This window comes from Streptomyces sp. NPDC001156 (assembly GCF_053598275.1).
In genome coordinates, this window is sequence record NZ_JBSFJX010000039.1 from 55409 (window position 1) to 65960 (window position 10552).

Annotated in this window: 13 protein-coding genes and 1 pseudogene; 9 read left to right on the forward strand and 5 right to left on the reverse strand. The window is 68.5% G+C overall.

The features are described from left to right. The first annotated feature begins 120 nt into the window (after positions 1 to 120). Together ACWDA7_RS20375 and ACWDA7_RS20380 are read left to right on the forward strand one after the other, a co-directional pair. The gene (locus tag ACWDA7_RS20375) at positions 121 to 471 is read left to right on the forward strand and encodes a hypothetical protein (protein ID WP_450605659.1); all 351 of its coding nucleotides are present in this window, start codon (positions 121 to 123) and stop codon (positions 469 to 471) included. A gap of 257 nt (positions 472 to 728) precedes the next feature. After that, positions 729 to 1370 carry a DUF1707 SHOCT-like domain-containing protein gene (locus ACWDA7_RS20380; protein WP_450605660.1) on the forward strand — a complete coding sequence of 214 codons (642 nt, stop codon included), beginning with the start codon at positions 729 to 731 and terminating at the stop codon, positions 1368 to 1370. Positions 1371 to 1555: 185 nt separating this feature from the next. On the opposite strand, the gene ACWDA7_RS20385 is transcribed toward ACWDA7_RS20380, so the two are convergent. Together ACWDA7_RS20385 and ACWDA7_RS20390 are read right to left on the reverse strand one after the other, a co-directional pair. Beyond that, positions 1556 to 2017, reverse strand: coding sequence for an alpha/beta hydrolase (locus tag ACWDA7_RS20385; protein WP_450605661.1), 462 nt, complete (start codon positions 2015 to 2017; stop codon positions 1556 to 1558). 27 nt (positions 2018 to 2044) lie between these two features. Further along, the gene (locus ACWDA7_RS20390; protein WP_450605662.1) at positions 2045 to 2485 is read right to left on the reverse strand and encodes an alpha/beta hydrolase; all 441 of its coding nucleotides are present in this window, start codon (positions 2483 to 2485) and stop codon (positions 2045 to 2047) included. A 297-nt stretch (positions 2486 to 2782) separates the two neighbouring features. Between ACWDA7_RS20390 and ACWDA7_RS20395 the strand changes: the two genes are divergently transcribed. Beyond that, positions 2783 to 4006, forward strand: a complete 1224-nt coding sequence (locus ACWDA7_RS20395; RefSeq protein WP_450605663.1) for an MFS transporter — start codon at positions 2783 to 2785, stop codon at positions 4004 to 4006. Positions 4007 to 4094: 88 nt separating this feature from the next. On the opposite strand, the gene ACWDA7_RS20400 is transcribed toward ACWDA7_RS20395, so the two are convergent. Both ACWDA7_RS20400 and ACWDA7_RS20405 read right to left on the reverse strand, forming a co-directional pair. Further along, a complete protein-coding gene (locus tag ACWDA7_RS20400; protein ID WP_450605664.1) occupies positions 4095 to 4655 on the reverse strand; it encodes a hypothetical protein in 561 nt (186 codons plus the stop codon). 120 nt (positions 4656 to 4775) lie between these two features. Then, entirely contained in the window at positions 4776 to 5174 is a 399-nt protein-coding gene (locus ACWDA7_RS20405; protein WP_450605665.1) for an OsmC family protein, read from the reverse strand. Between the two features lie 365 nt (positions 5175 to 5539). On the opposite strand from ACWDA7_RS20405, the gene ACWDA7_RS20410 reads away from it, so the two are divergent. Beyond that, entirely contained in the window at positions 5540 to 6304 is a 765-nt protein-coding gene (locus ACWDA7_RS20410; RefSeq protein WP_450605666.1) for an alpha/beta hydrolase, read from the forward strand. Positions 6305 to 6622: 318 nt separating this feature from the next. On the opposite strand, the gene ACWDA7_RS20415 is transcribed toward ACWDA7_RS20410, so the two are convergent. After that, complete coding sequence (locus ACWDA7_RS20415; RefSeq protein WP_450605667.1) at positions 6623 to 7066, reverse strand: DUF6210 family protein; 444 nt, start codon at positions 7064 to 7066, stop codon at positions 6623 to 6625. Positions 7067 to 7285: 219 nt separating this feature from the next. Between ACWDA7_RS20415 and ACWDA7_RS20420 the strand changes: the two genes are divergently transcribed. The 5 genes and pseudogenes from ACWDA7_RS20420 to ACWDA7_RS20440 form a co-directional block, all read left to right on the forward strand. Next, the gene (locus ACWDA7_RS20420) at positions 7286 to 7903 is read left to right on the forward strand and encodes a hemerythrin domain-containing protein (RefSeq protein WP_450605668.1); all 618 of its coding nucleotides are present in this window, start codon (positions 7286 to 7288) and stop codon (positions 7901 to 7903) included. Further along, a complete protein-coding gene (locus ACWDA7_RS20425; RefSeq protein WP_450605669.1) occupies positions 7903 to 8535 on the forward strand; it encodes a helix-turn-helix domain-containing protein in 633 nt (210 codons plus the stop codon). Before ACWDA7_RS20420 ends, ACWDA7_RS20425 begins: the two co-directional genes overlap by 1 nt. Positions 8536 to 8617: 82 nt before the next feature. After that, entirely contained in the window at positions 8618 to 9079 is a 462-nt protein-coding gene (locus ACWDA7_RS20430; protein ID WP_450605670.1) for an SRPBCC family protein, read from the forward strand. Positions 9080 to 9253: 174 nt separating this feature from the next. Next, positions 9254 to 9772 (forward strand): GNAT family N-acetyltransferase, encoded by a 519-nt coding sequence (locus ACWDA7_RS20435; protein ID WP_450605671.1) that lies wholly within the window; start codon positions 9254 to 9256, stop codon positions 9770 to 9772. A 273-nt stretch (positions 9773 to 10045) separates the two neighbouring features. Continuing rightward, positions 10046 to 10552: pseudogene (locus tag ACWDA7_RS20440) on the forward strand (hypothetical protein); the annotation flags it as partial.

Genomic DNA, 10552 nt, shown 5'->3' on the forward strand with positions numbered 1-10552 from the left:
GGCGCGCGTGTGGCCCGCTGCACCATCCGGCGGCGGTCGTGGCCGTTCCCGGGGCGCTCGTTCGGAGTTGTCCGGGCGGGGGGGCTCCGATCGGCCGCCGCTGCGGCGTACCGTGCCCGCATGGAGCAGCGAGAGATCATGCAGCGAGTGGTCGGCATCCTGACTGAAGCGTTGGAGATGCGGCGCCAAGCCCGCGAGAATCCCGACGGTGGGCTGATGCAGAGCGAAGCGGTCTCTTTGCTGCTCGAGGAGATGCTGCCGAGGATCGAAGTGCCTGCCGAAGCGAGCGCCCAGGAGGTCGCAGGGGCCGTCAGCCGGGAACTCGGGCCTGCCATCGTGCAGATCGCCTCGGCATTCGCGCTCGCTTTCGTGCAGCTCGCCGAGCTTCACGATCAAGGGCGTACGGACGTGAGTTCGGCGGACGTCCTGCAGTCGATCTCTCTGCACTTCGAGACCGGCGCGGACACGTAAAGCCGCCTTGGCTGCGGGTCAGATGAGCGCCTCACCAGCGCCCGCTTCCACAGATCCACCGGGACGCGCGGTCACTGGATCGTCGGAAACACCGTCAGCTGATGCTCACGGGCTGGTCCGATCGGCCGACATCTTCGCCGTCGGCCAAGCTGAGCCGATCGCCGTACTCCGTGATCATCAGCTTGGACAACCAACCCATGCCCGGCTCTGGCCGGAGCCGTCTTGTGATTCTCCCGACGGAAGATCAGGCTGGGCCCATGACCGATGACAAGTTGTCAGGCGGCGACGGTGCCGGGGAAGTGTCCGCAGCTGACATGAGGGCTTCACACGCCGACCGGGACCAGGTCGTGGAGATCCTCCGCGATGCCGCGGGTGACGGTCGGCTGACGTTGGAGGAGCTCGACGAGCGCGTAGAGGCGGCGCTGAGCGCGCGCACCATCGGCGAACTGGCCGGGTTGACCCGCGATCTGCCGATCTCTCCTTCTCCCGCCGACTCGAGCACGCGGTCGACGGACGTGGTGGAGATCAACCAGCGATTCGACACCCTGCACCGGACCGGCTCCTGGGTGGTCCCGCGCCGGATGGACATCCGGATGGTCGGAGGTGACGTCAAACTCGACTTCACCGAGGCGGTGATCGGTCAGGACACCCTCGATATCGATGTCGACCTGAGTATCGGCGGAGATCTGGTGATCGTGACCAAGCCGGGCATCGTGGTGGTGACCGATGAACTGAACGTACGGGTGGGCGAGGTCAAGGTCCGCACGACCAGTGCCGGAGCGGATGTGCCCGTCGTGCTCCGGGTGAACGTGACCGGCCGGCTGCGCGGCGGTGACGTGGTGGTCAGGTACCCGAGGCGGACGCTCGCGCAGTGGATGCGCGGAGAAAGCCCGGTCTGAGACGCCGCACAGGGCAGGGCTCCTCGCCACCTCCTGACCAGCAACGTGCCGCTGCGCCGGCGCATGTCGGCCGGGGAGCGATGCAGGAAGGCCGGCTGCGGGAGAACTCTCCGGCTTGAAGCGGCGGGGACGGGAAATGGGGCAGCGCCCGCGCCATTCCCCGTCCCTCGCGAGTCAGAGAGGCCTCAGTCCCGGTCGGAGGGCCGGCCGGTGAGGTACTCCTGGAAGAAGGGCGCGGCCTCGGCCACGGCGCGGTCCACGTACTTGGGCACGTCGTAGAAGTCCATGTGGGTGCCGCCGTCGACGACCACGAGCCTCTTGGGGCCGCGCACCCGAGAGTGCAACTCGGTGGTGTGCCAGAGCGAGCCCGCGTCACTGCCGGCCACCATGAGGACCGGGTGGGTGAGCCAGTCCTCCACCAGGCGGAAGGCATCGAAAGCGAAGATCTTGGAGATGCTCTTGGCGAAGATCTTCTGGTTCTTCGCGTTCGGGTGCTGAGCGCGCGGAGTCAGGTAGTAGTCGTGCGCCTCGACCAGGTCGCGCGGGGTGTTCTCGTCGGTCTCCCACGGGACGTAGGGGATCAAGGCGACCTCGGCGCCCTTCGCCTCGGCGGTCCGCTGCCGAGAGGCAGCCTGAAGCGTCGGCACGGCGGCGGAGCCGGGGTCGCTGCCTAATCAGCCCTTGCGGTACGAGGTGCCGATGTTGAGGCCGCTGACCGTGGCGACCGCCTTGATGCGGTGATCGGTCATCGTGGCGTTGACGGCGTAACCGCCGCCGGCGCAGATGCCGAGGACTCCGATGCGCTCCGTGTCGACGTAGCCGAGCGTCTGGAGGTAGTCCACCGCGGCGCGCACGTCCTCGACCCGGGCCGGCGGGTCCTCCAGGTGGTGCGGTTCACCACCGCTCTCGCCCTGGTGGGAGGCGTCGAAGGCGAGCGCGACAAAGCCCTGATCCGCAAGCCTGCTCGCGTACAGGCCCGCGGTCTGCTCCTTCACGCCACCGCCGGGGTGGACGGTGACGATCGCGGCGTAACTGCCCTGGGGGTCGAAGTCCGCCGGAAGGCAGAGGTCGCCCGCCACGGTGATCGGGCCGTTGAGGAAGGTGACGGCGTCCACTGGTCGTTCCCTGCTGTCGTTGCGGTGAAGGGCCCGGCCGGTCGGCTAGAGCCCGTATGTCCAGGCTGCGCCGCCTTTCGCCGGTGTGGGAGAGCCTGCTTGTCGGGGGTACCAGCAATACCCCCTTCACTCGGCGGAACGAACGCCACCAGGACGGCGCCGCAGGGCCGCCGAGCCAGGAACTCGGCTCCCGTTCCTCCTGCCGGCCGCTACGAAGCTGCTGGCCTGGCCGGGCAACTGCTATAATTCCCTCGTTGGCCTTCGGCGCTCCAGCGGGTGCGTCCGGAGGCTTTTTTCATGCCTCCAGACACGTCCGCGCACATCGCGCCTCCCACCACCGGCTACCGTGCCCTGCTCCAGAACCGTGAGTTCGCCGGCTTGTACGCCGGCTTCACGCTGACGGTCGCCGCAAGCACGTTGTCGGGCTTCGCGCTCGGCACGCTGGTCGACCATCAGACGAAATCCCCGTTCCTGACGGCCATAAGCATGTACGGCGCCACGTTCGCCACGGTGCTCGGTGCGCTGACGCTGATGTCGGCCGCGGACGCGAGCCGTCCTCGCCGGACCCTGGTCGCACTCCAGTGGGTGTCGCTGGTGGGTATCGCTGCCCAGGCGACGCCGGGCCTGCCGCTGTCGGTCCGGTTCGGTCTGCTCCTGGTGCTGGGCTTGTTCCAGTCCCTGGCGACCGGAGCGCGGATGGGGCTGCTCGCCGAAGTCGTGCCGGTCCCGGCGTATGTGCCGGCCCGTTCGCTCATGAACGTCACCTCGGGCGGCATGTCCGTGCTCGGCTACGCCATCGGGGCCGTACTGCTGCGGTATCTGAGCCCGCAAGGGGTCTTCGTCGTCGCAGCAGCCTTGACCGGCGTCGGGTTGGTCGTCGTCGCCACGGGCACCCGCGAACACTCGATCCGTACGACCCCTCGCCCCGGACTCCGTCAGACCTGGACAACGAATGTCGCGCTCCTCTCCCACCCCGGGCAGCGGGCGCTGCTGCTGAACCTGTGGGTCCCCAACGGCCTGATCGTGGGCTGCGAGGCTCTGTTCATCTCCTACGCCCCGGACCACGCCGGCGCCCTTCTGGCGGCCGGATCGGCAGGCATGCTTCTCGGGGACCTGACTGTCGGACGGCTGCTCACCGCCGACCAGCGACGCCGCTGCGCGTTCACCCTGCGGCTGCTGCTCGCCGCGCCCTACCTGCTGTTCACCCTCCACCCGCCCCTGCTGGTGGTGACGGCCGCGGTGTTCATTGCCAGTGCGGGGTTCGCAGCCACCCTGCCGCTCCAGGAACGGCTTCTCGCGCTGACCCCCGACGCGGTGCGCGGACAGGTCCAGGGCGTCGAGTCCGCAGGCCGCATGACATGGCAGGGAATTGGCGCAGCGATCGCCGGCGGCATCGCACAACACCACTCCCCAGCGACGGCCATCGCCGTTCTGGCCGCGATCTCCGTCGCCATCACCGTCCTCTCCCGGCCGTTCGTGGTTCGCGCCCATGTTGTCCGGGTCGAGAAGGTCGGTGCATGAACACCACGGTTGGCAGCCGTCTGTGCCGGTGTCCAGAGCCCTGAGGCGCGGCGGCGGTGCCTACTGGGCACCGCCCCCGCGTCGTTGTTCAGTGACGGCCGTCGGACCGCTTGCGGTGCAGGGTGAACTGCTCGAAGCCGCTGAGCTCACCATGCGGCTTGTTGAGGTTGTAGTACGTCACGTGCATCCGCGTGGTGTCACCCGGGAAGCGGCCGGGATCGACGGTGAAGGCCGCGAAGCCGTAGGGGTGGTCGACATCGCGCGTGCCCATCCAGATCGCCTCCTCCTTGGCGTACACCGAGGTGTGACCGCCGCCGGGGTTGCTGGTGACGGCGGTGATGACCTTCGCGGTGCCGTCCTTGAAGAACGACTGGTTGGTCGTGCCCGACACACCACCGCCGCCGAGCACCATGGGCACGGTGCCCATCGAGGTGTCGATGTTGTCGGGCGCCTGGGAGACCGGGTTGGGAGTGAGCGTCTCGCTGCCGGAGACGACGCCGCGCACGGCGAGCGACCGCTCGTAGTTGTGCTCGTGGCCGCACACCACCAGGTCGACGCCGTACCGGTCGAAGAGCGGCCCGTAGTGCTGCCGCAGCCCGAGGTCGGCGCCGCTGGCGCCAGCGGAGCTGATCTCACGGTAACGGAGCACAGAGGCGCTGCTCCACTGGTTTTCGAGCGCCCCACCGCCAGTCGGCGACGGTGAACCGCGATCAACCTGACGCGGAGTCGGACGGGCCTCCGCGCTGTCGCGCGGGGCTCGCCTTGCGTCTCAGCCCGCCGAGCGGGTGACCGCGGCACCCTGGCGCAGGGCGCGGGGGATCTCGGCGACCTCGTCGACGGTTGCGATCAGTGCCGCGATGACCGCCTGTGGCGCGTCGCTGTCGACCTCGACGGCGTAGGAGATGCCGGTCGACTCCCATCTGGAGGTGTCGAAGCCGCCCTCCGCCCGCACCCGGACACCCCGCAGTTCCACCCCGCCGGCCTCGGCCTCGCGGTAGAGGTCGTTGAGCACGCACGCCGCCACCGCCAGGTTCAGCACGTGGCCACCGGTGAACGCCGACCGCACCCCGACGCCGCCGGGCGTCCACCGGTGCGGGAGTTGGACGTCGTCGCCGTCCTCCTTCAGAAACGACCCCGCACTTGCCACCACCGCGAATTGCTCATCCATGAACTGCCTCCCGTGGCCGCTTGCGTAGCTGCATCCCAACCCGGATCCGTCCACGCATCATGGCGCAACCCGAGGCGACAGGTGGGGACTTCGGATGCCCGGTGTCTACCCTGGCACGGTGGTCCTTGAGCTCACACCGCTGACCATCACCCTGCCGGGAGTTGCGATCACACGACCGGGGAAAAGGGTTCGACGGGCAGATGATCGGGCTTGTAGTGTCCGGGACACCGTGACAGAGGCGAGGAGGTGAGACCCATGAACGCTGTATCGATGTGGGTGCTCCCCCTTCCCATCACGGCCGGGCGATTGACGTAGGTGTCGCCGGGAGCGCCGTGACAACAAGGCACTCCCGAAAGGCAACACCTTTGTACTCTCTGCAGTTCAACGCCGAATCGTCGTCAAACGGCATGGTCGAACGTGACTTCACCGTGGGCGAGATCCCCGGCATCCTCTGGTCGCCGGCGTCCGGGGCCGGTCGCGCACCCCTGGTGCTGATGGGGCACGGCGGCGGTACGCACAAGAAGGCACCGGCCATGGCGGGCCGGGCCCACCTCCTCGTGACCGGCTGCGGCTTCCACGTCGCCGTCATCGATGCACCCGGTCACGGCGACCGGTTGCGCACGGCGCACGACGAGCAGGAGATCGCCGCGCTGTTCCGGGCGAGGGCGGCGGGCGAGCCGGAAGGCCCGATCGTCGTCCGTTACAACGCGCACCTGGCGGAGCTCGCCGTGCCGGAGTGGCGGGCGACCCTGGACGCCCTCCAGGAACTTCCGGAGATCGGCACCGATGGGCCGGTCGGCTACTTCGGCATCAACATGGGCACCGCGATCGGGGTGCCCTTTGTGGCAAGCGAACCCAGGATCACGGCCGCTGTCTTCGGTCAGCACTGGCCCGATGTCCTGGCCGAGAAGGCGAAGCAGATCACCATCCCGATCGAGTTCGACATGCAGTGGGACGACGAGCACATCCCGCGGGAGGCCGGTCTCGCACTGTTCGACGCCTTCGCCTCGAAGGAGAAGACGTTGCACGCCAACGCGGGCAGGCACAAGGAGTTGCCGAGGTTCGAGGCGGACAGCGCGGTCCGGTTCTTCGCCCGGCACTTCGGCCGAGCGGTCACGTTGCAGGCCTGACGTGTGCGGTTGCGGCGCCTGGCTTGCCGGCCGGGCGCCGCGACCGCGGCCCCGGGTCGAGGCCGCGATGCCAAGCGTGGCGTGATGCACGCCGTCGACTTTCAAGCGGCAGTCGCGAAGGATCTATGTCTCGTGCGAGTCCATGGACGCGGCCCGGGCCTTCCTTCGCCATGTTCTCGATGGCTTTGACGGCCTTATCGACACCAATCACTTCGAGATCCTGCCGGCGAATCAGTTCCTCGCACTGGTGGACCGGCACCGGGATGGGATTGGCCGCGCCAGCCAAGCACAGACCTTCGGTAGAGCGTCTCAGGAAAACTAATCGGAGTTCTCCCAGACGAGAACTCCGGGACCATCCGGTGTCACCACTGGAACCCACGCCTCGTCGATCTCAACGAGGCGGGACTCGTCGAGCACCAGCGCGGTGGGGAACAGGTCTTCGCGGTTCGCCGACCCGTAGACATGGAACGCCACTGCAGCCCTGAGCCGATCCAGCAGGTCGGTAGGCCAGTCCAGCCGGCGAGCTCCCCACCCTTTGAGCTCCTCGACGAAGATCGCCTTGAGCTCCTCGTCCAGCGCCCGCCCGAGTACCGGGAGCAGGTAACCCTCCTGTGCGTACGGGATGCAGCGAAGGCCACCGCCTTGAACCTGGTAGACCACTCCCGTTGGCGCCGCGACGATGACGAACACCCAACCCTGACCGGAGCCCGTCCCGTCAGGATCGAGAGAGATGTACCGCTTGCCATCGACTCCGCCAGCCACGACCGGCAGCGTCGCACAGAACCAGACCAGGCGCACACCAGTGCCGTGTCAGGCAACGTTCGCCCTGTCGACCTGCTGCCCCTACGGATGATCCGCAGCAGGCGCTGCCCCTGGTCGTCATCGAACTCATGGATGCATACCGGTTCGGCCATGGCGTAACTCTCTGGCCCGAGCACGCCGGCTACAGGCCGTACCGATGGGCCGCGGTCCCGAAGGCCGTTGCGACCGGGGCGGGCTCAGTCCCTCTGTTCGGCGGCCGGTTCCTTCAGCAGTCGGTTCAGTTCGTTCCCGGCGTCGTCGTACCTGGAGTTCCTGCACGCGCACCACACCGGCGAGGACGAGGGCCTGTGGCCGCTGGTGCGCGAGCGTGACCCGGCTGCGGGGCCGCTCCTCGACTCGCTGGATGCGGACCACCGCCGGATCACCCCGGCGGCTGTGGCCCTGACGGCCGCCGGCCGGCGGTACGCGAGCACGGCAATCGACGAGGTGCGCGTCGAACTCCTCGCGGCACTGGACACGTTGACGGGCGTGCTGGTGCCGCATCTGGAACGCGAGGTCGATGAGGCCATGCCGGTCGTGGCGGCGGCCCTCACGAATGTCGAATGGGACGCCTGGGATCAGAAGTACAACGTGAAGCCCAAGTCCCTGAAGCAGCTCGGGATGGAGGGGCACTGGCTGCTCGATGGCATCGACCCCGAGGGCTACCAGATCGTGGTCCATCTGGTGCCCCCGGTGCCACGGTTCATCCTGCTGCGCGGTTTCGCCCGCGCCTACCGGCGTCGGACCGCGGCATGGTGGCAACCGCAGACCCTCGCGCAGAGCGTGGCGCAGCGCTGATGGCATCTGGAGAGGCGCCGCACACCCGACGTCAGTACCGGTCACCGCGACGCGAGCAGCAGGTCGGGGAGACGAGGGCCGCGGTGCTCGCCGCGGCCGTCCGGCTGTTCGGGGAGCGGGGCTGGGCGGCGACGGGGATGCGTGAGGTCGCCCGGGAGGCGGGCGTGTCGGTCGAGACGGTGTACGCGGGGTTCCGGTCGAAGAGCGATCTGCTGGCGGCGGCGCTCGACGTCGCCGTGGTCGGCGACGCGGAACCGCAAGCGCTCGCTGAACGACCGGAGTTCGCCCTGCTCGGATCCGGGACACGGCAGGAGCGGATCGCGGCCGCCGCCCGGCTGGTCACCGTCATCCACCAGCGCACCGCGGGTGTGCATCTCGCGCTCCGCGAGGCGGCGGCCTCGAAAAGCCACCTGGCTGCGAAGTTGCGGGACGACCAGCACCGCCGGCGGATCAGTGTCGAGCAAGGCATCACCTATGTCACAGGTCGTGCCGTGACCCGCGAGGAACGCGACGGGCTGTGGGCGGTGCTCGCCGTCGAGGTCTACCAGTTGCTCACCGACATCTCCGGCTGGACACCGCAGCAGTACGAAGAGTGGGCGGCCGGTGTCATCGACCGGCTGCTCGACGCATGACACCCATGGATGCGATCTCGAGGAGGAGAGAGAATTGGTCAGCAAAGAGAGTCGGAGCGTCGCCCCGACATGCCGTACCGAGGTGATTGTCGACGCGTCGGTCGAGGCAGTGTGGCGCGTCGTCGCAGACATCACTCGGACCAGTGAATGGAGCCATGAATGCCACCAGATCACGTGGCTCCGCGGCGTCACCACGGCCGCTCCCGGCGCACGGTTCCGTGGGCACAACCGATCAGGCCGGCTGCGGTGGAGCCGGGACTGCGAGATCGTGGCGTTCGAGGCACCTCACCGGATCACCTGGCGCACCATCGCCACCACGGTTTTCCCCGACAGCACCGACTGGACCATCGAACTGGAGCCGGTCGGCACCAGGACACGGGTGGTGCAGACCTACCAGATGAGGGACACGCCTCGCTGGTTCCGGTGGATCGCGGGGGTCATGGTGCCGATGCATCTCGACCGCGGCGACGCCCTCGCCGACGATCTGCGTCGGATCGGTACGATCGCGGCTCGCGACGCGGAGGGCGCCGCGGCGCGACAATGACATTGAGCGTTGAGGGGCAGAGGTGACGACACCGCGGGCGAATGACTGGCGCGTCGACGAGCAGACCGGTGAGCGGTGGTGGTCCGTCGACGCACCGCGCCTCGTTGCCGTTCTTCACGCCGGAGCCCGCTCCCCATGCGGCCATCGCTTCGAAGGCCCTGAGGCGGTGGCCGCATGAACGTTCTCGCCGCCCAAGCCATCAGCACCAGGCGGCTGGACCTGTTGCCGCTGGACGTCGAGCACGCCGAGGAAATGGCGGCGGTGCTGTCCGATCCGGCCCTGCACACCTTCATCGGCGGCACTCCGCACACGCCGCAAGCCCTGCGCAGGCGCTACCAGCGTCTAACGGCAGGCTCGCCCGATCCGGATGTCTCATGGCTGAACTGGGTGATCCGGCTCCGTGACGAGTCCTGCCTGACGGGCACGGTACAGGCGACGGTCGACTCTTCCGGCGACGAGGCCGTCGCCGAGATCGCCTGGGTGGTGGGGGTTCCGTGGCAAGGGCGGGGCATCGCCACCGAAGCAACCAGAGGACTCGTCGACTGGCTCAGCCGGCAGCCGGTGGAGACCGTCATGGCCCACATCCACCCCGGCCACGGGGCATCATCCGCCGTCGCCGCTGCCGCCGGACTCACGCCGACCGACGAATGGCACGACGGCGAGATCCGATGGCGCCTGAGTATCAGGCGATGACGATCCCCAGGTTTTCGCTGTCCTGCGGCTGAGCGGGCGGAACACCCACTCACGGTGCCGGCGGGCGGGATGGGGGTCATCGCCGCGGCGATGACCTGGTGCAGCCGCCTCACCAGGCCGTTCCCGTTCTGCTCCGGCAACTGCGGCCGAGTGACACGCTCAGCCTGGGAGGGACAGGCTGTACCCATGGGGTCGCTCTTCCGTTCATCTGGCTCCTCGGCGACCGGCGGTCATAGCCGGACCCTCTTCAGGGTCGCGCAGGGTGTGCCGTTCATGGTCATACTGATCGCCGTGGGCATCGAGCTCTCGCCCGCACACGCGGTCTCTACCGGCCCTGTCCTCGCCGCAATGCCGGCCTTGGCTTCGCTGGTGATGGGTCCGAGAGGCACCATCCTGGCAGCGGTCGGAGCTTTGGCCGTCACCGCGCTCACGGCCGCTCTGCACCACACCTGGGGTGGCGTCGTCTACAGCAATCTCCTGGCCGCCCTTCTGGTGTCGATCGCCAGTGTCACCATGAGCAGTCTCATGCGTACGCGGAGGCAGACCGAGTTCGACCAGGTTCGCCGGATCGCCGCCGCAACCCAACAGGTTCTCCTGCGACCGGTACCGGCCCGGGTGGGGCCGGTGCGGATGGCGTGCATGTACCTCGCGGCGGAGACGGGAGCGCAGATCGGCGGCGATTTCTGGCTCTCCCGGCATCGGTGTGGGTCAGCCGGTGCGAGTGGGGGGTCGCTCCCACGGCAGGACGAGGGTGATGGGGCCGCAGGTGAGCATGACCAG

Bases quoted from the DNA above. Each gene is read 5' to 3' on its own strand.
- ACWDA7_RS20375 (WP_450605659.1), top strand. From the start codon at position 121: ATGGAGCAGCGAGAGATCATGCAGCGAGTGGTCGGCATCCTGACTGAA.
- ACWDA7_RS20380 (WP_450605660.1), top strand. From the start codon at position 729: ATGACCGATGACAAGTTGTCAGGCGGCGACGGTGCCGGGGAAGTGTCC.
- ACWDA7_RS20395 (WP_450605663.1), top strand. From the start codon at position 2,783: ATGCCTCCAGACACGTCCGCGCACATCGCGCCTCCCACCACCGGCTAC.
- ACWDA7_RS20405 (WP_450605665.1), bottom strand. From the start codon at position 5,174: ATGGATGAGCAATTCGCGGTGGTGGCAAGTGCGGGGTCGTTTCTGAAG.
- ACWDA7_RS20425 (WP_450605669.1), top strand. From the start codon at position 7,903: ATGGCATCTGGAGAGGCGCCGCACACCCGACGTCAGTACCGGTCACCG.
- ACWDA7_RS20435 (WP_450605671.1), top strand. From the start codon at position 9,254: ATGAACGTTCTCGCCGCCCAAGCCATCAGCACCAGGCGGCTGGACCTG.